The following is a 22,195-nucleotide window of genomic DNA, read 5'->3' as shown; positions in this document are numbered from 1 at the left end:
TTTGAGTTGAACTGGGTAATTATCTGTAAACCTACTTAAATTATATGCTATTATTGCCAATAAGTCAAATAGCGAAGGCTGTACACGTGGAATAATAGGCAGGAGGCGGAAGTATTTATTGTCAGTGAGATAGATATAAAGAAAATGTACAGCTTTTATCCACCAATCCACAAAAGTTATGCACACTGTGGATAACTTTTGTGAAAAGCTGGGGATAAGTGGGAAATTATCGGGATAAATTTGGCAGGAAAAGTGAATAACTTGATTTTAAAAAAATCAATGATACATAGTACTTGCAAGTTATCATAAATAGTGCTATAATCACTAGCTAATACGTGAGAGGAGGAAATACTCTTGGAACATAAAAATATTTATCAACTTGTTCTCGCTGGCGTACTGTGCGCTATAGGTCTTGTTATTCCTATGGTTATGCCGAAGGTGATTATCGGGCCGATGTCCTTTACCTTGGGTGCGCATGTAGCAATTTTTTTGGCAATGTTTATTTCGCCTAAGGTGGCAGCAGCTGTCTGCTTAGGTACAACGATGGGCTTTTTTGTAACTACACCTCTGATTATTGCTGCGCGTGCGGCAACCCATCTTATTTTTGCTCTGGTTGGTGCTTATATCATTAAGCGTTATCCTGATATTATGGAAAGCTTGGTAGCTGGTATCAGTCTGAATCTGGGACTTGCTGTATTGCATGCTGTGGGTGAGGTGCTGGTGGTAGCGCCCTTTTTCTTCAGCGGCTATATGTTTACGCCGGAGCAGCTGTCCAATGGCTTTGTAATGAGCGTTATTGTGCTGGTCGGTGCAGGTACAGTTTTGCATTCTGTTATGGATTGCAGTATTTCCGTACTGCTGTGGAAATTTGTCAGAGCAGCAGTGCCTTCGATTAAGCTGATTCGCGGCTAAGATGAGATTTTAAAATTTAAAACTAAAAGCGTGCAGGTTTGCAGCTGACGAATGTCAGCATGTGCAAGCCTGCACGCTTATTTTTATGCTTTAGCTATTATTTTCTTGCTTTAGCAACCTTAGCGAAAGCAACTTCTGCTGCGTCGATAGTCTTTTGTAAATCTTCGGGACTATGAGCAACGGAAACAAAGTTTGTTTCGAACTGAGAAGGAGGCAGATAGATGCCCTGTTCCAGCATGGAGTGGAAGTAAATCTTGAAGGCTTCCAAATCGCTGGCTGCAGCGCTGTCAAAATCAGTTACCGGTTTATCGCTGAAGAAGACGGTAAACATGCTGCCGAGACGATGAATCTGTACAGGTACACCGGCCTTAGCTGCGGCCTTTTCCAAACCGCCGGTCAGAATAGCGCAAAGGCTTTCTGCACGGTTGCAGACATCGTTCTGCTCCATGTAGGTGAGTGCAGCAATACCTGCAGCCATAGCCAGCGGGTTACCGCTTAAGGTACCTGCCTGATACATCGGGCCTGCAGGAGAAACCATTTGCATGATTTCGCGTTTGCCGCCGTAAGCAGCAACAGGCAGACCGCCGCCGATTACCTTGCCGAGGCAGGTGATATCTGGGTCGATGTCATAAAGGGACTGGCTGCCGCCCTGAGCGCTGCGGAAGCCGCTCATAACCTCATCGCAGATGAGGAGAGCGCCATACTTTTTAGTGATGGCACGTACGCCTTCCAGGAAGCCTTCATGCGGAAGTACCAGGCCCATGTTGCCCGGAGTCGGTTCCATAATAACGCAGGCGATTTCTTCGCCGCGCTCAGCAAAAACCTTTTCCAGAGCGGGCAGGTCATTGAACGGTACGGTAATAGTGGTTGCCGCTACTGCTTTAGGTACGCCCGGGCTGTCGGGTACGCCGAAGGTAGCGCCGCCGCTGCCTGCTTTTACAAGCAGGCTGTCATGATGACCATGGTAGCAGCCGATGAATTTGATGATGCAATCACGGCCGGTGTAGGCACGTGCTAAGCGCAGAGCGCTCATGGTTGCTTCGGTACCGCTGTTGACCATGCGGACCATATCCATAGACGGAACGAGGCGGCAGACTAATTTTGCCAGCTCGGTTTCGGCAACTGTCGGAGCGCCGTAGGAGGTGCCCTTTTCAGCAGCAGCCTTGATAGCGTCGGTTACGCAGTCAGGTACATGGCCCATGAGCAGCGGACCATAGGACATAACGTAGTCGATGTATTCGTTGCCGTCGATGTCATAGATTTTGCTGCCCTTGCCGCCGGAGATGAACGGCGGTACACCGCCGACACTGCGGAAGGAGCGCACGGGGCTGTTAACGCCGCCGGGGATATATTGGCGTGCTTCTTCAAAAGCAGCCTGAGATTTTGTATGTTCCATTGTTATATCTCCTTATTTGCCTTGCAGCCATTTTGCTACGTCAAGCGCATGGTAGGTAATAATCATTTTAGCACCGGCACGCTTGAAGCCCAGCATGGTTTCCATAACGATACGTTTTTCGTCAATCCAGCCTTTTTCAGCTGCAGCCTTAACCATAGCATATTCGCCGCTGACATTATAAACACACAGCGGACGGTTAAAGGTTTCGTGTACACGTTGTACAATGTCGAGGAAGGCCAGCGCCGGTTTAACCATAACGATATCTGCGCCTTCTTCAATATCCAGAGCAACTTCGCGCAGAGCCTCGTCACTGTTGGCGGGGTCCATCTGGTAGCCTTTGCGGTCACCTGCGGATGGAGCAGAGTCTGCTGCAGCACGGAAGGGGCCATAGTATGCGGAAGCAAATTTTGCGGAATAAGCCATAATAGGAATATGGTTGAAGCCTGCAGCATCAAGTGCTTCGCGGATAGCTTTAACATAACCGTCCATCATGTTGGATGGAGCAATCATGTCAGCACCGGCCTGAGCGTGGGAAACAGCAACCTTAGCCAGCAGCGGCAGAGTTTCATCGTTGTTGACGGTGCAGCCGTTTTGCAGCACGCCGCAATGACCATGCTCGGTGTATTCGCACAGGCAGACGTCGGTAATGATAACCAGCTCAGGATATTTTTCCTTAATCAGCTTGCAGGCCTGCTGTACAGGCTCGTTCATATCCCAGCCGCTGCTGCCGACAGCGTCCTTGAAGGACGGTACGCCGAAGAGCAGGACAGCGGGAATACCAAGCTCTACAACCTCGTCAACGCATTCCATAACGCGGTCGATAGACCAATGGTAGTTGCCTGGCAGAGATTCAATTTCATGTTTAACGTTTTCACCGGGAACGACGAAAAGCGGATAGATTAAGTCCTTTACGGAAACCTCGGTTTCACGGATCATTGCACGCAGATTTTCAGTAGCGCGTGTGCGGCGCGGACGGTATACAGGAAAACCGGTAATACTCATCTTGATACACTTCCTTATTTATTATAAAAATTTGTGATAGCGGTCATGAGGCCGTCGATTGTATATTCAGCGGCATTGATAGCCGGAGTATAGCCATGCTTTTTCAGAGTATCAGCAGTTACGGGGCCGATAGCAGCCAGAGCAGCCTTGTTCAGCAGCTCCTTCTTGTCACCGAGAACCTCGAGCAGGTTAGTTACGGTGCTGCTGCTAGTGAAGGTTACGATGCTTGCTTCGCCGCTTTCAAGGGCTTCGATGAGCTCGTCCTTGGTTTCGCAGTCGGCAACGGTTTCGTAAGCAGTTACAACGTCAACGATAGCGCCGATTTTACGCAGGGATTCTGGCAATACTTCGCGTGCAACCTTAGCGCGTGCCAGCAGGATTTTGTCACCGGCGGTGATTTCGCCTGCCAGTGCTTCAGCCAGCTCTTCTGCTTTGTAAGCGGAAGGAATGAGGTCGGCGGTGAGGCCGTGCTCTGCCAGAGCCTTGGCGGTGGCGCTGCCAATAGCGGCAAGCTTAACGTTAGCCAGGGCGCGGGCATCCTTCTTAGCTGCTCCAAGACGCTCAAAGAAGTAGTCTACGCCGTTAGCGCTGGTGAAGACGAGCCATTTGTAGTCATTGATGCTGGCAATAGCGTTGTCCAGCGGAGTGTAATCTGCCGCCGGAACAATTTTGATTGCCGGAGCTTCGATAACTTTAGCGCCTTGTGCTTCCAGCTTTTTGGTGAGAGCGCTGGCTTGTGCACGTGCGCGGGTAACGATAACAGTTTTGCCGAAGAGCGGTTTGTTATCGAACCATTGCAGCTGCTCACGCAGGCGTACAACCTCGCCGACGAGGAAGATAGCAGGCGGTTTCATACCGGTTGCCTTAACGTCAGCGGCAGCTCTGCCCAAGGTGGTAATAAGAGTGCGCTGTTCAGGATGAGTGCCCCAACGGATAACGGCAGCCGGGCAGTCGGCACTGCGGCCGTTAGCGATGAGCTCGCGGCTGATTTTTTCAATGTTTTCTACGCCCATGAGGAAGACGAGGGTGTCAACAGAGGTTGCCAGGCCCTTCCAATGGATGGTGGATTCGCCTTTAGTAGGATCCTCGTGGCCGGTAATAACAGCGAAGGAGGTTGCTACATGGCGATGGGTAACAGGAATGCCTGCATATTCAGCAACGGCAATAGCACTGGTTACGCCGGGAACGAATTCAAACGGCAGGCCTGCTTCACGCAGTTCGATGGCTTCTTCGCCACCGCGACCGAATACAAAGGGGTCGCCACCCTTTAAACGTGCTACAACCTTGCCCTCAGCAGCCAGCTTTACCAGCAGCTTGTTGATATCGGGCTGGCGCATGGTGTGGTTAGCGCTGGCTTTGCCAACATAAACCATTTCTGCGTCCTTGCGGGCGAAGGCCAGAATACGCGGATCTGCCAGGCGGTCATAAACAACAGCGTCAGCAGTCTGCAGGCATTCCTTAGCCTTGAGTCCCAAAAGTCCCGGGTCGCCGGGGCCTGCACCGATTAAATATACTTTACCTTGTTTCGTCATGATGTCACTCTCCTTAAAGAATTGCGGCCAGAATTTCCTGACCACCGGCAGCCAGCATTTTTTTGCCCAGCTGTTGGCCGAGGCTGACAGCATCATCAGCTTTGCCGTTAATTGTATCACGCAGAATAGTGCTGCCGTCTAAAGCAGCAATGATTGCTTCAATGCGAATGTTTTCACCTTCAACGTCGGCATGTACACCGATAGGAACCTGACAGCCGCCTTCCAGTAAGCCTAAGAAGGCACGTTCAGCGTCGGTAGCCTGCTTGGTGTTCAGGTCGTTTAAGAAGCTCAGCATATCGCGTACGTCCTTATCCTCGGTACGTGCTTCGATTGCCAATGCGCCCTGGCCTACAGCCGGCAGGCAGACATCAGCAGGAATCAGGCTGGAGATGCGGTCGCCATGGCCCAGACGCTCCAGGCCTGCAGCTGCCAGAATAATAGCATCATACAGTCCTTCGTCCAGCTTACGCAGGCGGGTATCAACGTTGCCGCGCAGGTCACGGATTTCCAAATCCGGACGCTTAGCTAACAGCTGCGCCTTGCGGCGCAGGCTGCTGGTGCCGACTACAGCGCCGAGCGGCAGCTCTTCGAAGCTGCCGTATTTGTTGCTGACAAAAGCATCGCCGACGTTGGCACGCTCGGTAATTGCTGTCAGGCACAGGCCTTCCGGCAGAACGGTAGGCATATCCTTCAGGCTATGTACTGCCAAGTCAACAGTGCCGTCTAAAAGATCCTCTTCAATTTCTTTGGTAAACAAGCCCTTGCCGCCGATTTGCGCCAGGGGTACGTCTAAAATACGGTCGCCTTTGGTGACAATTTTTTTCAGTACAACCTCACATTCAGGATATTCCTTGCGCAGTAAGGCTGCAATATGATTACTTTGCCAAAGCGCTAAAAGACTTTGTCTAGTCCCAATCGTCAATTTTGCTTTCATCACCAAACTCCTCTCCGGTTTCGTTCAATAAAAATAAATCACACATCATTTTTTTATAGCGTTCTTCTTCAGAAGTACCTGCTACAGCATTCATAGCTTTCATAGGCTCGCGCAGAAATTTATGCTCCAGACGTTGAGTCATTAGGTCAATAATGCGCTTTTCATGGTCGGTAAGCTCCGGCATTTTAATGAAGGCCTTCTTCAAAACCTTCTGGCGCAGGAAATTCATTTTATCATGCAGCTGTACCATAACGGGGCGCATGGTGTAATAACGCAGGCGCTCCTTGAGGGCACCGATTTCTTCGCTGATAATCTGTTCAGCAACGTGAGCTTCCTTTTCACGGAAGTTTTTATTGGTATCAACAACGCCTTCCAGATCGTCAATGTTATAAATAGTTACGCCGGCAACATCGGCCAGTCTGGGGTCGACGTCACGCGGAACGGCAATATCAATCAGAATCAGCGGTCTGCCGTTGCGCTTGGGCAGCAGCGGTCCTAAATTTTCTACGGTAAGCACGTAATGCGGCGCACCGGTAGAGGTAATGATAATATCGGCATCAGCGGCATGCTCGAACATGGCACGGTAGGGAATAGCCGTGCCGTGGAATTTGCCTGCCAGATCCTGCGCTCTTTCGTAGTGACGGTTGCTGACGCAAATAGTCTGCGCACCCTTGTCCAACAGATGCTGTGCAGTAAGCTCACTCATATGACCGGCACCGACTACCAAAATCTGCGCCTTGCTCAAGTCGCCTAAAATTTTGATGGCCAGGTCAACAGCTGCACTGGAAACAGATACGCTGCTGTAGGCAATTTTTGTTTCGGTACGCACGCGCTTGCCGACGGCAATAGCCTTATTCATAATGGTATTGAGAATCGTATCTGTCATACCGTTATTGCGGGCAATCTGATAAGCATTTTTAATCTGGCTGAGAATCTGGCCTTCACCGACAATCAGGGAGTCCAGACTGGATGCTACGCGGAACAGATGCTTTACGCAGTTCGTACCGTTCAGATTATAAAAATATTCACTTTGATAATGTTCACCTGCCAAATGCTTGAGCAATGATTTGATAAAGGGGATTGCTTCATGCGGATTTTCAATCACCATGTACAGCTCGGTGCGGTTGCAGGTGGAAAGCAGCATGGCTTCGGGAATATTATCGTAATTGCGCAGACGGCGCAGAATACTTGCCACCCTGTCATTGGAAAAATTAAAACGTTCACGGATCTCAACGGGGGCGGTTCTGTGATTGAGTCCTAAAACTGTTAACTGCATCTAATACCTTCTCCTTTGCTTGAGCAGGCTTACCTGCTATAACTAAATTTAGTAAATCCTGTTTTAAAACACTGCGCCAGAATTGTGTCCGTTCCTCTGGCGTGCTGTCGATACTCTTTACTTCTTCTCTCTGCAGCAGCAGGAAGCTGTTGAAGTTAGCCAGCTCCGGTGTCAGGATATGCTCCAGCTGCTTTTTCAGCAAGCGTGTGAAGGCAGGCATACCGCCTGTTGCCAGCGCTATGGTAATATCACCTTCGCTGATAGCTGAGGGGACAGTGAAATTACTCAGCTCCGGTTCAGTAATATTGTTGATAAGGCAGGGAGCAGCGTCTGAAATCTGCCTGTTGACGACCTTATTATCTGTGGCGGCAATAACCACAAAGGCGTTCTGCAGATATTCAGGTTTGTAGTAATCCTTGATGAGCGTGCAGCCTTGCGCAGAGGCAAGCTCTTGCACATCGTCGCAGAAGATGGGAGCGACAACGGTTACATTGGCACCGGCATCCAAAAGCGTGGCAAGCTTACGGGCGGCAACAGTGCCGCCGCCGATAATTACACAGCGTTTGTCCGCTACACGCAGCATTGCAGGATAATGAAAATTAGTTTTATTAAGCATATAATTAACCACCTTTAGGAACGTGATAATGAGTGTCATTAAAGATGTTTCCTAACCTTTATATAATATCATATCTGAAGCAAATTATAAAGATATTAAAGGCTTTGTAAGTGCGAAAAACATAAGAAAATGCATAGAACATAGAAGAAGAGTGAAATAATTCAGGAAAAGATAAAAAAGAGGGACTTGAACGCACAAAAACTCCCGCCGCAATCTATTTGGATTGCCAGCGGGAGCCTTATTAAGTCTTATTAATTTTTATTGGTTAATTATTTGCCGAAGTATCTTTTCAGCAGGCCAGCGAAAGCTTTGCCATGGCGAGCTTCGTCACGAGCCATTTCATGAACGGTGTCATGGATAGCATCCAAGTTCAGAGCTTTAGCGCGTTTAGCCAGGTCGGTTTTACCAGCGGTTGCACCGTTTTCAGCTTCTACACGCATTTCCAGGTTCTTTTTGGTGGAGTCGGTTACAACTTCGCCCAGCAGTTCTGCAAATTTAGCAGCATGTTCAGCTTCTTCGAAAGCAGCTTTTTCCCAGTACAGGCCGATTTCCGGATAGCCTTCGCGGAAAGCTACGCGGCTCATAGCCAGGTACATACCAACTTCGGAGCATTCGCCGTTGAAGTTAGCACGCAGGTCAGCTTTGATATCTTCAGGAACGTCGGAAGCGATACCTACAACGTGTTCAGCAGCCCAGCCCATTTCAGCAGCCATTTCCTGGAATTTGGAAGCGGGAGCACCACATTGCGGGCATTTTGCCGGAGCAGCTTCGCCTTCATATACATAACCACATACTTGACATACAAATTTTTTCATATTATTTCCCTCCATGATTTTATATTGCATTGCTTAATTTTATTTTTTACTTGCACAACTTGTGTGCCCTTGACACTTATATAATAACACAAGCTGTAAGAGTTGTCAATAATAATTATCCGTTAGTTTTCATTTTAATTTAGTTAGCCGTAGCTGACAAATTAAAATTTGAGAGTTAAGCCCAGGTTAACACCTTTAGCCTTCATGTCGAGGTCTTCGCCGAAGGCATCATCAAATGTCTGATTATAGTAGGAAGCGTTTACTTCCAGATTGTTCAGGATAGGCTTGCTGATGCCGATTTCGTAGCCGCTGTTTCTGTTGCCGTAGCCTACATTACCCCAAACGGTGAAGAGTGCGGGAATATCATAGGCTGCCTGCAGGCCAACCTGGCCGGAGTTTTTGGTTTTGCCGCCAACATAACCGGAGGTATCAGCATTCAGATAACCTGCGTAAGCGGAAATACCCGGCAGCACCTTGTACATAAGGTTGAATTGCTGGGCGCGGGTTTTCGCTTCGTCAGCCTTGTAGTTGTTCCATTTGTAATTTAAGGCAGTATTTTGACCGAGACCAACAGTTGCGCCAAGATAGGTGCTGTTGGACTTGCTGAATTTGTAGTTGTCACCCTTGAGACTGGAAGGCAACGTAATGCCTGCATCAATAGCTACCTTGCCTGCATCATAATTTTTGAGCGGAGAAGCATAAGCGCTCAGGCTGCAGGTAGCAGCCAGGCAGATTGCAGCGCCGAAAGCTAATAAAGCATGTGTGGATTTCATCTTGTATCACTCCTTTTACAACATAATTTTGCTCTTAACTTAATTTTAGCATATAAAGATAGTTATGCAAGCAAAAAGCAGTGATGTGTTTATGACAAATCTGTTAAAAGTACTTGTAAATTCGCGCGGAAAAGAGGATAATTATAATGTATATCTATCTATAAACAAGGGGATTTTATGAGCGCAGATAATAAAGCTTCTAATAGCAAATTTTTAAAGGGAACCTTAATCCTTACAGCTTCCAGTATTGTGGTCAAGGTTATCGGTTCCTTAAACTGGATTATTTTGTCACGTGTATTGGGTGGCGAAGGCATTGGCCTGTATCAGATGGGCTTTCCCATCTATCTGATGGCAATTACTGTATCGAGTGCCGGTGTGCCGGTGGCTATTTCCATCATCACGTCTGAAAAGCTGGCGAATAAGGACTATCGCGGTGCAAAGCGAGTCTTTAATGTTTCGTTGCGAGTGCTGCTGTTAAGTGGCCTTTTGTTTTCGTCCTCGCTGTTTTTCGGTGCGGACTGGTTGATTAATAACCATATCATCCGTGACAGCCGTGCTTATTATTCTATTATTGCTTTGGCTCCGGCTGTTTTCTTTGTAACCTTTCTGGCAAGCTTCCGCGGTTACCTGCAGGGCTGGCAGATTATGACGCCGACGGCGGTCAGTGAGATTGTCGAGCAGCTGACGCGTGTTATTACCATGCTCATTTTTGCCGACCTCTTTATGCCGTACGGTCTGGCGTTCGCTGCAGGCGGTGCCAGCATGGGCGCCGGCGTAGGCGCGTTCTGTGCACTTTTGGTGCTGATGTGGTTCTATCGTCGCCTGAAGCAGCACCTGCAAAAGGAAATGGCGGAGCAGGATGACAGTGCGCCGGTAGAAAGCGCCGGACATATTATCAAGCGTCTGCTGAAGCTGGCGTTGCCTGTATCGCTGACCAGCCTGATGCTTCCGATTGGTGCCAACCTGGACCTTCTGATTGTACCGCAGCGCTTGGAAGCAGCCGGCTTTGATATTCATCATGCGACAGAGCTGTTCGGTTATCTGACCGGCATGGCAGTGCCACTGGTTAATCTGGCAACAATTTTTACTGCGGCAATGACCATCAGTCTGGTGCCGTCTATTTCCGAATCTCGTGCGTTGGGCAGCTTTGATGCAATTCGTGATAAAATCCGTATCGCCTTCCGTGTAGCGATGATTATCACTTTCCCCTGCTTTATGGGCTTGTATTGTCTGGCAGAAAAGGTTGCGGCGCTTGTGTACAACGCTCCCGGTGCGGCACCTGCGATTCAGACGATGAGTATCGGTATTCTGTTCTTAGGTATGCATCAGATCAGTACAGGTATTCTGCAAGGCCTGGGCCGCACAGCAATCCCTGTAATCAATATGATTATTGCCTGCATTGTAAAAATTGCTATGAGCTGGTATCTTACTGCTGTGCCGGAGCTGGGCATCCGTGGTGCTTCGATGGCGACGGTGGCAGATTTCGCCGTGGCAGCGATTATCAATATGGGCTTTATTTATAAGCTGACAGGCTATAGCTTCTCTGTTGGCAGCATTATCCGCCCTTGTTTTGCTTCTGGCGTGATGGGCGCTGCAATTTACGGCGTGCTGATGTTGACGGAAAGCATGGGTATGTGGTGCGTACTGTTTGCTATGGTGGCGGCTGTACCTGTCTACGCGCTGGCGTTGCTGGCCTGCGGTGGTCTGAATAAAGAGGATTTGGACAACGTGCCCTTTGTGGGACGTAGATTGTTGGCAGTAGGCCAACGCTTTGGTCTTTTCAAGTGAGGTAATAAAAATAATGGAGGAAAGGAATTGTGAGCTGCGCTTGCCTAATGGCAAGGTAGTAAGTTTTTCGTATGCTAAGCTCAAGGCTGGCGTTGCTGTTGCTGCCTTGGTGCTGGTTGGAGCGGTCGGCGGAGCCGGCTATTTATATCATCAGCTGGCAGATTATCGCAGCGAAGCAGCTGATTATGCTGCTTATAAGCAAAATAAGGCTGAGCAGCAGACAAAGCTGCAGAAGCTTTTGCAGGACAATGAAAAAATGCTGCGCGATATGGCAGAAATCTCTAATCTGGAGAAAAAGCTGCGTCGTGCTATTATCCGTGATGTAGACAGCAGTAAGCTGGGCGAGAGTACCAGTATGGTGGATTCGACAGCAGCCAAGGAAACGTCTGCCAGTACGTCTTATACAGGCAAGGGCGGTCCTGCTAAAATGGATATCAATGGTACTATGGCTGTGCTGACAGCCCAGAATGCGAATATCCAAAAAATGCTTGATGGCACAAAAAAATCTGTCAGTGAGCTTTTGAGTGAGGTTGAAGGTTCCGGTGGCGGTATGTCATCCTTCCCTGATAAATGGCCTACAGACGGCGGCACTATCAGCAGTAATTACGGTGTGCGCACCGGTCCGATTGAGGGCGGTTATGATTGGCATCCTGGTCTGGATATAGCGGTTGATTTTGGCACGCCGATTTATGCGACTGCTGCCGGTACGATTGAGCAGGCAGGCTGGAATGGCGGCTACGGACGCTATGTGCGTATCAATCATGGCAATGGCTATGAAACAGCCTATGGACATATGAGCGGCATTGCTGTTGCTGCAGGACAGAAGGTCATTAAAGGCGAAATCATCGGCTTTGTCGGCAGTACAGGCTATAGCACCGGTCCCCATGTACATTACGAGGTGCTGGCAGATGGGCAGAATATTGATCCGTTCTATGTGCTGAAAAACAGGTAAAGGCTGGCAATTGCTGCTATCTGCGGCAGATAGCTGAGCAGTAAAATTAAAAATAGATTTTTGTGAGCTACTATGACAGGATTGTTGTAGTGGTTTTTTGTAGGCGTTGGTTGAAACTATGGTTGCAGCAGATTGTAAAAAATACGTAAAACATGCTTCTATGCGCTATTATTGCTTTACAGCAGCAAATGCAGGTGTTATTATTATCTTAATATTATAAATAATTACAGGCGAGGAGGTCCGCATTATGTCTATCAGAGAAATTTCCTTCCCTTCTGCCAACGGCAGAGATACCATCAAGGCCTGGTCCTACAGTCCTTTAGGTCAACCGAAAGCTATTGTACAGCTGATTCACGGCTATGGTGAGCATTCACGCCGCTATCTGCATATGATTAGCAAATTTAACGAAGCAGGCTTTGTAGTGTTTGCTGATGACCATCTCGGTCACGGTAAAACCGGCTATGACGGAGGCACCTTGGGTGACCCGCATTCCGGTGGCTATATGACTTACCTGAAGGATGAAAAGGCTTTGCATGATATTGCTAAAGAGGCTTATCCTGAGCTGCCGTATTTCGTTTTCGGCCATAGCTGGGGTTCTATGCTGGCGCGTGCTTATGCGTCAATCTACGGTGAGGATATCAAAGGTATGATGCTGTGCGGTGTCTGCTCGCAGTGGCAGGGCTGTGAGGATGCCTATGTTAATGCGGAATTCAAGGCTGCCTATGAGGCAGATCCGTATCAACCCTGCGGGGTCTGGTTTGAGCGTGTTTTCTGCGGGATGACGGACAGAGTGGAAAATCCCAACGGTCCGGCAGACTGGATTGCAACAGATCCACGCATTGTTGAGGACCATGCAGGCGATATGTTCAATACCTTTGATACTACGCTGGAGCTGTGCTATGATTTCGTGCAGCTGTATCATTATATTGAAAATGATGAGTGGGCTGCCAAGGTGCCGCAAAATATTCCCAGCTATCTGATTGCCGGTGATCAGGATCCTTGCGGTAATTACGGCGAGGGCTTGTATCATGTAGCAAATCTGCTGGCAAAAACCGGACATAAGGTTTCTGTAAAGCCATATCCGGGCTTCCGTCATGAGATTCACAATGAGCTGTGCTTGCGCGATGAAGTAGAAGCTGGTCTGATTAAATTTATGGATGATTGCTTGGCGTAAATTAGTTATAAAGTAAAAGAGACTGCCTTGCGGCAGTCTCTTTTACTTTATAAGCTCCCAGATATCGCTCACGTTTTCAGCCAGCAGCTTGGCACCGTGCGCTTCTAAAAAGGCGCGGCCTCTGAAGCCCCAGCAGGCGCCGATGCAGGCTACGCCTGCATTGCTTGCTGTGGCAATGTCGGTATCCGAATCACCGATATAGATAGTGCTTGCAGGCTTAGCGTTTAATTGCTGCATGATTGCCAGCAGCATATCCGGCGCAGGCTTTTTGGCGATGCCGGCGCGCTCGCCGCAGGCAGCGTCGAGCTGGCCGTCAAAATATTGCTTAGCCAGCGCCTGTACGCCGTAATTCGCTTTGTTGGAAACAATGGCGGTGCGGCAGCCTGCAGCGCGCAGCTGCTGCAAAAGCTGCGGCACGCCGTCATAGGGGCGGGTGCTGTCGGCGCAGTGCTGCTTATAGTATCTGTTGAAGCTGGCAAAGACCTCCTCCTGCAGCTCTGCAGGTGTGTCAGCCGGTACTGCACGCTCAATCAGCTTGCGGATGCCATTGCCGACAAACAGGCGCACCTCGTCTGTGGTGCGCTTTGGCAGCTTGTGCTCTGCTAAAGCATAGTTGGTAGCGGCAGCTAAATCTGCCAATGTGTTGAGTAAGGTACCGTCAAGATCGAAAATAATTGTTGTATATTTCATGGTTTAACTCCCTATAATATCTTTAAATTGGCTTTTTATCACAGTTTGTGGGTAAACAAAAAATGCAACAGCTTATAAAAACATAGCCATATACAATGGCAATACTATTTTTTTGTCATTAACGCCAACATTCCCGGAAATAAGCTTATAGCCATAAGGAATCTGTGTCTGCTCTAAGATTCTATTCAACGATACGGTAGACCCCCTATTAGCCTTCACTTCCACAGGAATAATCTGCGCCTCCTTAGTAATAAGAAACTCTATTTCTGTTTCACCATTTTGAGATCGGAAATAGTTTAGCTTATGTCCTCCCTTTACCAACATATCAGCAATGAGATTTTCATAAATACCTCCCTTAGCCGCTCCGGTAAGCGTATCATCAATAATAGCCTTTTTCATATCATACCCATACATAGATATGAGCAGGCCAATATCTGCTAAATACAACTTATACATATCCTCTTTTTCATAAGCAGCTAAAGGAAAAGCAGGCGTACTAACGTTATAACACAAATAAACAAGATTTGCATCCCGTAGCCACTCAATGCTGTTTTCGAATTTACGAGCCGTTCCCTTTTTCTCTACAACAGAGAACTGAAATTTTTTATTTTCTTTAGCCAACTGCTTAGGAATAGAAAAATAGCAATTTTTTACCTTAGGCTTCTCTGTATTGCTGGCATATTTAGAAACGTCCTCCTGATAACTGGCAAGTATTTTCTCCTGTTCTTGCTGTACAAGGCCAAAATGCTGCGTTTCGACAAACTTATTAACTACAGCAGGCATACCGCCTACCGCCATGTACTCACGCAACAGCTTTAACATCTGCTCATGTACAGCAGGCGGTACTGCTTCTTTCAGCAAAAAATAATCTTGCAAAATCGCTATTTTCTCATCAGTGTAACCCAAGGCCCATAAATATTCCTCAAAGTCCAGAGCATACATTGTAATCTGCTTCTCATAGCCAACAGGAATAGAGTCGACCTCTTTATAGCTGATACCTAAAAGTGAACCAGAAGCAATAACATCATAACGATTATCCAGCGCTAAAAATTTCAATGCCGTTCTTGCCTCAGGACATGCTTGGATTTCATCTAAAAAAATCAATGTTTCATGCTCAAGAAAGCGGCTTTCAGGAAGCAGCAAAGAAATTCTTTTATATATCTCATCTGCTGACAAATCACCCAAAAATATTTCTTTGAACTTTGGCATCTCGATAAAATTTATATAAATATAACTACGATAATGCTTCCGTCCAAAATAATCTATGATATAAGTTTTACCTATTTGGCGTGCACCTTTGACTAATAAACATTCTTGCTGTTTATTTTCTTTCCACTGTACAAGTGCATCCAAAAACTTCCGCTTAAGCATTTTCATCCTCCTCAAAGCATAAGTTTATGCTTTTATTATAACAGTATTATTACATACCTTCAACAAAAATGCAGATTTTCATGGTATTTCAGAGAGAAAAATGCAGATTTTCAGGATGTTTTTCTGTAGAAAATGCATATTTTTCTAGATTTGCCGTAATTAGCTATCAGCAAGCAGCACATAGGTCAGAAGTAATCTAAAGATTTTTTTGTCAATCATTTTTCATGTCTGTCAACATCCTTTTGAGCTTCAGATTTTCTTCCTTGTCTATTGTAGCACAAAAAAGGCAAATGCTTTATAATATTATTATATTTAAGTTTGGAGGATAAGGCATGACTTATGATTACGCTCGCTTAGCGAAAATTAAATGTTTTCTTTTTGATATGGACGGAACAATTAATTTGGGCAACGAACTGATTCCTGGTATGGAAGGCTTTTTTGATAAATTAAAGGCAGCAGGCAAGGAATATTATCTGCTGACGAATAATTCTTCCCGCAGCCACGAGCATTATGTGCAGAAAATGAATGGACTGGGCGTGCCGGTTACGCGTGAGAATATCCTGATTTCATCAGACGCACTGACCAACTGGATGCAGAAGAACAAACCCGGTGCGAAGCTGTTTGTGCTGGGAACGCCGCAGCTGTTGGCAACGATTGAGGAAGCAGGCTTTACGCTGACGAATACGCTGGAGGAGGGCGCCGATTATGTAGTTGTCGGCTTTGACCAGACACTTACCTATGACCGCCTTACTACCGCCTGCCGCCTGATTGACAAGGGTGTGCCGTATGTTGCAACGCATCCTGATGTACGCTGTCCGATTGAAGGCGGCGAGTTCATTCCTGATACCGGTGCAATGCTGGAGCTGATTAAAACTGCTACCGGCAAAAAGCCGCAGCTGATTTTCGGTAAGCCTTATAAGTATATGGTAGATGTGGTTTTGGATAAAACCGGTTATAAAAAAGAGGAAATTGCTATGGTGGGTGACCGCCTGGCGACAGATATTGCCTTTGGCCTGAACAACGATATTCTTTCTGTGATGGTGCTGACCGGTGAGGCAACCATGGAAGATGTGGAAAATGGTTCTATTAAGCCGGATATTATTTTACAGCATGCTAAGGAAATTTTGCAATATCTTGGTTAATAACGTATAAATACTTTGCTTTGATAACGAAAGGAGTATTGCTATGGCTGTTTTGGAGCAGACTGCTGTATTGACTGATGCTATTCGTCCTGTGCCTGCCAGTGAGCTGGAGGCGCGTATGGAGAAGTTTCGCCACCTGATGGATGAAATGCATCCCGGTTGGGAGATGGCTGCAGTCAATCATAAGATTGCAATGTATTATTTTACGGGTACGATGCAGGAGGGCGTGCTGCTGATTCGTCCGCAGGATGCAATTTTCTGGGTGCGCCGTAATTATGAGCGCGCAGTGAATGAATCGCATTTCAGCGATATCCGTCCGATGCACAGCTTTCGTGAGGCTGCTGCCTATTATGGCAGTGCGCCACGCATTATGTATGTAGAAACGAAGAAGGCTACCCTTGATTGGGAGCGCATGCTGCATAAGTATTTTGCTTTTGAAGAGGTTGGCTCCTTTGACGCAGTGCTGCAGGAGCTGCGTCTGCGCAAGAGTGCTTATGAGCTGAAGCAGATGGAACACTCCGGCGCTATTCACGAAACAGTGCTGGACGTTGTTGCTCCGAAGCTGATTCATGCAGGCATCAGTGAAGCGCAGCTGGCCATTGAGCTTTATAGCGAGATGGTGCAGCGCGGTTCACACGGAACGGCGCGCTTTAACCAGTCCTTGGGCGAGGAGGTTGTCGGTTTGGCTTCTTTTGGCAAGAGCGGTTTAGTACGCACCGGCTTTGACGGCCCCGGCGGTACCGGTGGCACCTGTATAGCGGTGCAATCCATAGGCAATGCTTTCCGCAAGCTGCAGTCCGGTCGATTGGTTTATCTTGATGTTCCCTGCGGCTTTGATGGTTATCATACGGATAAGACTGTTGTATATTATTTCGGCAGTCTGCAAAAGGATGAGCAATGTGCAAGGCTTTTGGCGGCACAGGAGCGTTGCCTGGAGCTGGAGCAAGAGGTAGTGTCCATGATGGTTCCTGGTGAGCCGATTGAAAACCTGTATTTGCGCACTATGGAAAAGTTTGATAATGTCTACGGTGATGCGTTTATGAACGGCGGTAAATTCTTGGGTCACAGCATTGGTCTGGTGATGGATGAAGCGCCGGCTATAGCCAAAGGCTTTAAGCAGCCGCTGGAGCCCGGCATGACCTTTGCCGTAGAGCCTAAAATTGCTTTGCCGGGCTTAGGCCTGGTAGGCACGGAAAATACCTATGTGGTTACGGAAAAGGGCGCACGTTCGCTGACCGGTCGCTCACACGCACTGCGTGAAATTGAATAGTATTACGTTAAAACAAAAATGCTGCGGGCATAAGCCAGCAGCATTTTTTGTAAGTTTCTTATTCAGCTAATTCCTTGGCGCATTCTACGAATTTTACTTCGGCAGCAGCCATTTCCTGCATAGCGCTTGCGATGGTTTCGGGAGCAATGCCGCGGCAGGCAGCCTTGTTCAGGATAACATCGAAGCCAGCAGCCTTCAGCTGCAGTACAGTGTTTTTTACACAATAATCGGTTGCCAGACCGCCGCAGATAACGGTGGTAATACCATGGCAGCGCAGATATTCGATGGCACCGGTGGAAAGAGTGTCCTTCAGGTCATGGTAGCAGGCGCCGTAGGGATGCTTATCTGCTTCAATGCCCTTGAACACCTGATAATCATAAGCCGCTTCATCGAGGCCGTCGATGAAGTCAAAGCCTTTGGTGCCGATAATAGCGTGTGCCGGCCAACGGATATCAAGATCGGGATAGCCGCTGATGGGAGTGAGCGGAGCGTGCTCAGCGTCGCTGATCCAGAGCGCGCAACGGCTGTGCGCGTCGCGGGAAGCGAGGCGCAGGCTGGCGAATTGCGCCTGGGCGTTCAGCTCGGGAGCGATGGTGTCGCCTTCGGAAACCGGCAGCTCGTCGGGGCAGACCGGGGTGAAGGTGTTTTGTGCGTCAATATCAAAGGAGGCAATGTATTTTTTTTCCGGTAATTGCATAGTGAACCCTGCTTTCTGTTTTAATTTAGACTTATTGTAGTATACCGCAGTGATTTTAGCAATAGGGAAAATACTTTTGCTACCAGCATTGCAAGTGGTAACGATATTAATATAAAAGGTGGCAACGTAGCCAGTGAAGCAGGAAAAGCCGACCTTGCTGCCGAAAATAATACAAATATCGCTATTGTAGAGTAGGTGGCAAAATGAAAGGATTATTAAACATATATATAGAAAAAAACACAGGTGAAATATCTATTTTGATATATCACGTTACTACTATTGGGTTTAGCAGAAGCATAGGAAAAATTATCGATAATATCAGCAATGAATCTTTAAAGGAGACAGTAATTAAATGCATAAAATTCAGTTTAGCTGAATATAAAAGTGAAGATAAAGAAAATCTTGATCCATTTAAACTCACAAAATACAAAACATGGAATCGTTTTTTTAATATGCACTATATTGTTGAGGTGACTTATATAGAAGAAAACCAAGAATATTATATAAAAATGCTTCAAAGGAAAAAAGCTACCAAGTCTTTCGGAAGTGCAGTAAGTGGTTTTGAATTTAAAATAAAGAGGGAAGACTTTGATTCTCAATTTGATAGTATAATTAAAAAAATAATGGATAATCTTGAGGAATATCAAAGCTAAATTTGTTGGAATTAGTGGCAATGTTAGCAAGGATAATGTTGATAGCAAATATGAAAGCGTTACAGACCAAAGCGGTATTTACGCAGGTAAAGGTGGCTTTGGCATTGGAAAAAATACTGATTTAGAAGGCGAGGTAATTTCCAGCACAATATGAAGAAAATAGTATAGGTACATTAATGCCTTATCAAAGAAATATCTCTTGAAAATCATACTGTTACTTTAAAGAGAGAAGATGTCTTTGGCAATACTACTAATATAAGTAACAATCAACTTTGAACAAGAAAAATTGAAAGATACATTAGATTATGCAGGTCTATTATTTTATATAAAAACAGCAGGTGGTATCTTAAACAAATGAGAAGAGTAATAATATATTTTCTGTTTATAATGATTCTTGGGTTTTATTACAATGATATGATTAATATTCCATTGTGGCAGCGATATTTTCCTATAGCTAACATGATCTGATTGATAACGATAGCCAAAAATATAATGTTATTAAAGATAATTTAGGAAATAATTTTTATAATAAATTAGATATAACAGCTAAAGTAATTAGTATATATGGCGATGCTAGTTCCTTCGCTATTGCAATTAAGAAAGGGAGAGTTGATAATATAAATTGGGATAAAGTAATTACAGATGATTTTGAAAGAATAAGAGTAAAAGAGATGTTAAATGATATAGGAATTTTAATGGATGTAAAAACCATAGAGGAGTTAAAACAAAATCATGAAACAGATAACTAGTCGCTACATAAAGAACTACATGATATTCTATTCTATATTCTATCTTATATATATAATCTTACCGAATAAAGAGTGTGGTATAAATGAAGAGGCGTGGAAAGCATATTTTCCAATAAAGTTATTGCTTATATTTATGGCATTTTTATGGACTAAAATTTTTAATGATGCTAAAAAAATGATGTATTATAGAGATAAAGATAAAATCAAGTTTGAACATTTAGGAAAAAAGTTTGTTTATCAAAACACCTTGATTTTTATGTTGATTGCAGTTTTTTTTGTATTTATAGCACCATATATATTACTCTTAATACGTGATGTATATGGAGTAAACTTAAGTTTTTTGGTTACAAACTAAAAGTACTATTCCGCTCCCAATAGGGTATCCTTAATGTTGATATGAAGACTGCAAAAGCGGCTATAATTTGTCTTTGTCTTTGTCAAAAGCTGTTGTTGGCATTTTTGCTTACTCCATCATTCTTAAAAAAATTTCAGAAATAGTTCTATCGCAGGTGAGAGCTTGTGATTGGTGAACGTACAACTTCCTGTGGTTTGAATGTAAGCGTAGTATAGTTTCGAAACAAGGTCGCTAGTCAGTAGCAAAGGCTTTACATATTGAGGGGAGTTTCTGTTGGCGGAAAGTTAGAAGCATTTGACGGTGTTTATTATGGTATTACACCTGATAATTATAAAATATTAATGATTGGGGTTGGATTTTCAGTAGGTGCAATTGTTGATTATTCGATTACATGGTGATGTAAAGGAGTTCGGTTATGGTAATACATAAGTCGATAGTATATATTTTGCTAACAGAGGTAATTGTATTTTGTTTATGCATTTTTTCCCCAAATACTAGAAATTTGGTAGAGGAGGATTACGCTATTTCACATATGGATATTGCTCTTGAAAAGGTTTTAAGGTTAGACTTACCTAAAAGTGATATAAGTAATTTCTACATTTCTTTTAATCCTGGTAAGAGTAGTGGTAGAGTGGCAGTGATTAATATGAGCTTTAATTCTAATATGGGATTTGAGGAGCTTTCGGAAGCAATTTTTAATAAGCACGACGGATATAAATTGAGCAAGCGAAATGGAGATACCTCAAGAGTATATATAGATAACAGATTAGAGTATAGAATACAATACATAAAAGATATTCATAAGTACAATATAATGGTAACGCTTCTGTAAACATGGGGGATAATATGAAGAAACAGTTTATTGTAACAGCAGTTTTAAGTTTGTTTTGTGCTGCAGTATTGGTATATTCAAATGCTTTGTTAAAATACAGCAATGATGTAATAAACAAAGAAAGAGCTATGTATTTGCAATTGATTCATTTGAGTGTGCCGACTGAAGCAAAGGTAGTTAAGCTCGAAACGCAAAGATATATTTTAGGAGATTGTACTTTAAACTGTGTTTTGAGTTGCAAAAATATAGATATATCTGAACAGTTAAAGGAAAGTATCAATAAAAATGGTTGGATAATAATAGAGTCAAATGCAAAGAAAACAATATGTAAAAAAGGTAAGGTTTTATTGATTTTTGATGATAGTAGAGATGTATATTCTTTATTGTTTGTTGATTGTCGTGATCAGATAGTATCTTTTTTATATGGTTTACCTTTAAGTAGGTAAGGTTATAAAGCTAGTGAAGCAGAAAAAGCAGACCTGATTGCCGAAAATAATACAAATATCGCTATTGTAGAGTAGGTGGCAAAATGAAAGGATTATTAAACATATATATAGAAAAAAACACAGGTGAAATATCTATTTTGACATTGCATGTTACAAGTATTGGATTTAGTAGGAGCATGGGTAGTATTATTGAAAATGTTGATATTAAATCATTGAAAGAAAGAGTATTTAGATGCCTAATGCTTAGCTTAGAAAATTACAAATATGATAAAGAAGAATTTGTTGATCCATTTAAAAAAACAAAATATAAAATATGGAATCATTTTTTTAATATGCACTATCTTATTGAGGTCATTTATAGAGAAGAATTGAAAGAATATGAAATTGCAATGCCTGAACGTGACAGAATAACTAAATCATTCGGTAATACTGTAAGTGGTTTTGAATTTAAAATAAAGAGGGAAGACTTTGATTCTCAATTTGATGGTATAATTAAAAAAATAATGGATAATCTTGAGGAATATCAAAGCTGATTTTGCTGGAATTAGTGGCAATGTAAGCAAGGATAATGTTGATAGTAAATATGAAAGCGTTACAGACCAAAGCGGTATTTACGCAGGCAAAGATGGCTTTAAGATTAATGTAGGTGAAAACACTGACCTTAAAGGCGGTATTATTTCAAGATATTACAACAGAAGAGAAGGAAAAAGCTAAAGAGTTAGTTGATTTTAAGTATGTTGTTATTTCAGCACTGAAAAATAGAGAGTGGTAAAATAAAGATAAATTTAAATTGCGAGAATAAAGTTGCAACTGATTCAAT

The 22,195-nt window shown here is 44.7% G+C and carries 23 protein-coding genes; 12 read left to right on the top strand and 11 right to left on the bottom strand.

Annotation, left to right across the window (positions count from 1 at the left end; all coding sequences use genetic code 11):
- The first annotated feature begins 354 nt into the window (after positions 1–354).
- The gene (locus tag Q0612_RS03470; protein WP_298880793.1) at positions 355–912 is read left to right on the top strand and encodes a hypothetical protein; all 558 of its coding nucleotides are present in this window, start codon (positions 355–357) and stop codon (positions 910–912) included.
- A gap of 97 nt (positions 913–1,009) precedes the next feature.
- Here the strand turns inward: Q0612_RS03470 and hemL are convergent, their stop codons facing one another.
- From hemL to Q0612_RS03430, 8 genes are all read right to left on the bottom strand, one after another.
- Entirely contained in the window at positions 1,010–2,308 is a 1,299-nt protein-coding gene (hemL, locus tag Q0612_RS03465; protein ID WP_298880789.1) for a glutamate-1-semialdehyde 2,1-aminomutase, read from the bottom strand.
- Between the two features lie 12 nt (positions 2,309–2,320).
- Positions 2,321–3,310 carry a porphobilinogen synthase gene (gene hemB / locus Q0612_RS03460; RefSeq protein WP_298880787.1) on the bottom strand — a complete coding sequence of 330 codons (990 nt, stop codon included), beginning with the start codon at positions 3,308–3,310 and terminating at the stop codon, positions 2,321–2,323.
- A gap of 14 nt (positions 3,311–3,324) precedes the next feature.
- Positions 3,325–4,842 carry a uroporphyrinogen-III C-methyltransferase gene (cobA, locus tag Q0612_RS03455; RefSeq protein WP_298880785.1) on the bottom strand — a complete coding sequence of 506 codons (1,518 nt, stop codon included), beginning with the start codon at positions 4,840–4,842 and terminating at the stop codon, positions 3,325–3,327.
- Positions 4,843–4,855: 13 nt separating this feature from the next.
- Positions 4,856–5,776, bottom strand: a complete 921-nt coding sequence (gene hemC / locus Q0612_RS03450; RefSeq protein WP_298880783.1) for a hydroxymethylbilane synthase — start codon at positions 5,774–5,776, stop codon at positions 4,856–4,858.
- Positions 5,748–7,052: a glutamyl-tRNA reductase gene (hemA, locus tag Q0612_RS03445; protein ID WP_293828946.1), complete on the bottom strand. Its 1,305-nt coding sequence runs from the start codon at positions 7,050–7,052 to the stop codon at positions 5,748–5,750. Before hemA ends, hemC begins: the two co-directional genes overlap by 29 nt.
- Entirely contained in the window at positions 7,006–7,668 is a 663-nt protein-coding gene (locus Q0612_RS03440) for a bifunctional precorrin-2 dehydrogenase/sirohydrochlorin ferrochelatase (RefSeq protein WP_298880780.1), read from the bottom strand. Before Q0612_RS03440 ends, hemA begins: the two co-directional genes overlap by 47 nt.
- A 269-nt stretch (positions 7,669–7,937) precedes the next feature.
- Complete coding sequence (locus Q0612_RS03435) at positions 7,938–8,483, bottom strand: NADH peroxidase (RefSeq protein WP_021720205.1); 546 nt, start codon at positions 8,481–8,483, stop codon at positions 7,938–7,940.
- 161 nt (positions 8,484–8,644) lie between these two features.
- Positions 8,645–9,256: a hypothetical protein gene (locus Q0612_RS03430; protein ID WP_298880776.1), complete on the bottom strand. Its 612-nt coding sequence runs from the start codon at positions 9,254–9,256 to the stop codon at positions 8,645–8,647.
- 177 nt (positions 9,257–9,433) lie between these two features.
- On the opposite strand from Q0612_RS03430, the gene Q0612_RS03425 reads away from it, so the two are divergent.
- From Q0612_RS03425 to Q0612_RS03415, 3 genes are all read left to right on the top strand, one after another.
- A complete protein-coding gene (locus Q0612_RS03425; RefSeq protein WP_298880773.1) occupies positions 9,434–11,044 on the top strand; it encodes a polysaccharide biosynthesis protein in 1,611 nt (536 codons plus the stop codon).
- A 13-nt stretch (positions 11,045–11,057) separates the two neighbouring features.
- Positions 11,058–11,996, top strand: coding sequence for a peptidoglycan DD-metalloendopeptidase family protein (locus tag Q0612_RS03420; RefSeq protein ID WP_298880770.1), 939 nt, complete (start codon positions 11,058–11,060; stop codon positions 11,994–11,996).
- A gap of 247 nt (positions 11,997–12,243) precedes the next feature.
- Positions 12,244–13,170, top strand: coding sequence for an alpha/beta hydrolase (locus tag Q0612_RS03415; RefSeq protein ID WP_298880768.1), 927 nt, complete (start codon positions 12,244–12,246; stop codon positions 13,168–13,170).
- Between the two features lie 42 nt (positions 13,171–13,212).
- Here the strand turns inward: Q0612_RS03415 and Q0612_RS03410 are convergent, their stop codons facing one another.
- Together Q0612_RS03410 and Q0612_RS03405 are read right to left on the bottom strand one after the other, a co-directional pair.
- Entirely contained in the window at positions 13,213–13,860 is a 648-nt protein-coding gene (locus Q0612_RS03410; protein ID WP_298880764.1) for an HAD family hydrolase, read from the bottom strand.
- 72 nt (positions 13,861–13,932) lie between these two features.
- Positions 13,933–15,231, bottom strand: a complete 1,299-nt coding sequence (locus tag Q0612_RS03405; RefSeq protein ID WP_298880761.1) for an ATP-binding protein — start codon at positions 15,229–15,231, stop codon at positions 13,933–13,935.
- Positions 15,232–15,563: 332 nt separating this feature from the next.
- Here Q0612_RS03405 and Q0612_RS03400 point away from each other — a divergent pair, with 332 nt between their 5' ends.
- Together Q0612_RS03400 and Q0612_RS03395 are read left to right on the top strand one after the other, a co-directional pair.
- Positions 15,564–16,373, top strand: a complete 810-nt coding sequence (locus Q0612_RS03400) for an HAD-IIA family hydrolase (RefSeq protein WP_298880758.1) — start codon at positions 15,564–15,566, stop codon at positions 16,371–16,373.
- Positions 16,374–16,416: 43 nt separating this feature from the next.
- Entirely contained in the window at positions 16,417–17,643 is a 1,227-nt protein-coding gene (locus tag Q0612_RS03395) for a M24 family metallopeptidase (protein WP_298880755.1), read from the top strand.
- Between the two features lie 58 nt (positions 17,644–17,701).
- Here the strand turns inward: Q0612_RS03395 and Q0612_RS03390 are convergent, their stop codons facing one another.
- On the bottom strand, positions 17,702–18,340 hold the full coding sequence (locus Q0612_RS03390; protein ID WP_298880752.1) for an isochorismatase family protein: 639 nt from the start codon (positions 18,338–18,340) through the stop codon (positions 17,702–17,704).
- 203 nt (positions 18,341–18,543) lie between these two features.
- Between Q0612_RS03390 and Q0612_RS03385 the strand changes: the two genes are divergently transcribed.
- The 6 genes from Q0612_RS03385 to Q0612_RS03360 all read left to right on the top strand — a co-directional run bounded on the left by Q0612_RS03385 (position 18,544) and on the right by Q0612_RS03360 (position 22,089).
- Positions 18,544–18,993, top strand: coding sequence for a hypothetical protein (locus Q0612_RS03385; protein WP_298880750.1), 450 nt, complete (start codon positions 18,544–18,546; stop codon positions 18,991–18,993).
- Positions 18,994–19,725: 732 nt separating this feature from the next.
- Positions 19,726–20,097, top strand: a complete 372-nt coding sequence (locus Q0612_RS03380; protein WP_293722225.1) for a hypothetical protein — start codon at positions 19,726–19,728, stop codon at positions 20,095–20,097.
- A 415-nt stretch (positions 20,098–20,512) separates the two neighbouring features.
- Positions 20,513–20,929, top strand: coding sequence for a hypothetical protein (locus tag Q0612_RS03375; RefSeq protein ID WP_298880747.1), 417 nt, complete (start codon positions 20,513–20,515; stop codon positions 20,927–20,929).
- Positions 20,930–20,943: 14 nt separating this feature from the next.
- Positions 20,944–21,375, top strand: a complete 432-nt coding sequence (locus Q0612_RS03370; protein ID WP_298880745.1) for a hypothetical protein — start codon at positions 20,944–20,946, stop codon at positions 21,373–21,375.
- An 83-nt stretch (positions 21,376–21,458) separates the two neighbouring features.
- Positions 21,459–21,908, top strand: coding sequence for a hypothetical protein (locus Q0612_RS03365; protein ID WP_293722231.1), 450 nt, complete (start codon positions 21,459–21,461; stop codon positions 21,906–21,908).
- Positions 21,889–22,089, top strand: coding sequence for a hypothetical protein (locus Q0612_RS03360; RefSeq protein ID WP_298880740.1), 201 nt, complete (start codon positions 21,889–21,891; stop codon positions 22,087–22,089). The genes Q0612_RS03365 and Q0612_RS03360 overlap by 20 nt, the downstream gene beginning before the upstream one ends.
- Positions 22,090–22,195 lie beyond the last annotated feature (106 nt).

The sequence above is a fragment of the uncultured Phascolarctobacterium sp. genome (genome assembly GCF_937920985.1).
Classification (GTDB): Bacteria; Bacillota; Negativicutes; order Acidaminococcales; family Acidaminococcaceae; genus Phascolarctobacterium_A.
Note: the sequence above shows the minus strand (reverse complement) of the source record. Positions and strands in the feature narration are given on the sequence as shown.

What these genes read in the sequence shown, in the direction of transcription:
- hemL (WP_298880789.1), bottom strand. Translation starts at nt 2,308, where the DNA reads ATGGAACATACAAAATCTCAGGCTGCTTTTGAAGAAGCACGCCAATAT.
- hemB (WP_298880787.1), bottom strand. Translation starts at nt 3,310, where the DNA reads ATGAGTATTACCGGTTTTCCTGTATACCGTCCGCGCCGCACACGCGCT.
- cobA (WP_298880785.1), bottom strand. Translation starts at nt 4,842, where the DNA reads ATGACGAAACAAGGTAAAGTATATTTAATCGGTGCAGGCCCCGGCGAC.
- hemC (WP_298880783.1), bottom strand. Translation starts at nt 5,776, where the DNA reads ATGAAAGCAAAATTGACGATTGGGACTAGACAAAGTCTTTTAGCGCTT.
- hemA (WP_293828946.1), bottom strand. Translation starts at nt 7,052, where the DNA reads ATGCAGTTAACAGTTTTAGGACTCAATCACAGAACCGCCCCCGTTGAG.
- Q0612_RS03440 (WP_298880780.1), bottom strand. Translation starts at nt 7,668, where the DNA reads ATGCTTAATAAAACTAATTTTCATTATCCTGCAATGCTGCGTGTAGCG.
- Q0612_RS03435 (WP_021720205.1), bottom strand. Translation starts at nt 8,483, where the DNA reads ATGAAAAAATTTGTATGTCAAGTATGTGGTTATGTATATGAAGGCGAA.
- Q0612_RS03430 (WP_298880776.1), bottom strand. Translation starts at nt 9,256, where the DNA reads ATGAAATCCACACATGCTTTATTAGCTTTCGGCGCTGCAATCTGCCTG.
- Q0612_RS03425 (WP_298880773.1), top strand. Translation starts at nt 9,434, where the DNA reads ATGAGCGCAGATAATAAAGCTTCTAATAGCAAATTTTTAAAGGGAACC.
- Q0612_RS03420 (WP_298880770.1), top strand. Translation starts at nt 11,058, where the DNA reads ATGGAGGAAAGGAATTGTGAGCTGCGCTTGCCTAATGGCAAGGTAGTA.
- Q0612_RS03415 (WP_298880768.1), top strand. Translation starts at nt 12,244, where the DNA reads ATGTCTATCAGAGAAATTTCCTTCCCTTCTGCCAACGGCAGAGATACC.
- Q0612_RS03410 (WP_298880764.1), bottom strand. Translation starts at nt 13,860, where the DNA reads ATGAAATATACAACAATTATTTTCGATCTTGACGGTACCTTACTCAAC.
- Q0612_RS03405 (WP_298880761.1), bottom strand. Translation starts at nt 15,231, where the DNA reads ATGCTTAAGCGGAAGTTTTTGGATGCACTTGTACAGTGGAAAGAAAAT.
- Q0612_RS03400 (WP_298880758.1), top strand. Translation starts at nt 15,564, where the DNA reads ATGACTTATGATTACGCTCGCTTAGCGAAAATTAAATGTTTTCTTTTT.
- Q0612_RS03395 (WP_298880755.1), top strand. Translation starts at nt 16,417, where the DNA reads ATGGCTGTTTTGGAGCAGACTGCTGTATTGACTGATGCTATTCGTCCT.
- Q0612_RS03390 (WP_298880752.1), bottom strand. Translation starts at nt 18,340, where the DNA reads ATGCAATTACCGGAAAAAAAATACATTGCCTCCTTTGATATTGACGCA.
- Q0612_RS03385 (WP_298880750.1), top strand. Translation starts at nt 18,544, where the DNA reads ATGAAAGGATTATTAAACATATATATAGAAAAAAACACAGGTGAAATA.
- Q0612_RS03380 (WP_293722225.1), top strand. Translation starts at nt 19,726, where the DNA reads ATGAAACAGATAACTAGTCGCTACATAAAGAACTACATGATATTCTAT.
- Q0612_RS03375 (WP_298880747.1), top strand. Translation starts at nt 20,513, where the DNA reads ATGGTAATACATAAGTCGATAGTATATATTTTGCTAACAGAGGTAATT.
- Q0612_RS03370 (WP_298880745.1), top strand. Translation starts at nt 20,944, where the DNA reads ATGAAGAAACAGTTTATTGTAACAGCAGTTTTAAGTTTGTTTTGTGCT.
- Q0612_RS03365 (WP_293722231.1), top strand. Translation starts at nt 21,459, where the DNA reads ATGAAAGGATTATTAAACATATATATAGAAAAAAACACAGGTGAAATA.